The sequence below is a fragment of the Pseudomonas sp. 2995-3 genome (genome assembly GCF_002742565.1).
Taxonomy (GTDB): domain Bacteria; phylum Pseudomonadota; class Gammaproteobacteria; order Pseudomonadales; family Pseudomonadaceae; genus Aquipseudomonas; species Aquipseudomonas edaphica.
Map to the genome: position 1 here is coordinate 1 of NZ_LJSB01000341.1, position 268 is coordinate 268.

1 protein-coding gene is annotated in these 268 nt (G+C 40.7%); it reads right to left on the reverse strand.

What is annotated here, in order from left to right; translation table 11 throughout:
* Window positions 1-127 precede the first annotated feature (127 nt).
* Window positions 128-268: LysM domain-containing protein (locus AOA62_RS32715; RefSeq protein ID WP_143521936.1), on the reverse strand; the 141-nt coding region annotated here is incomplete at its 5' end.

Genomic DNA, 268 nt, shown 5'->3' on the forward strand with positions numbered 1-268 from the left:
GACTCGTGCCTCCACTCCGCCCTCCTCAAATAAAAATGCAACAAAAAAAAGACTAGACGGGCGTCTAGTCTTTTTTAACTCTATTGAAAATAAAATTAAGGATTAGCTCCTGCAAATATTATACACCTTATGCAATGCGGACAACTTGTCCTGCGAATAATTTATCATCCTTTTCTGCACGATTAAGTGCAAGGAGATCCTCAAGAGAAATTCCGTGTCTACGGGCTATAGAATGCCACGTATCGCCTTTTTGTACTGCGTAGTCAGT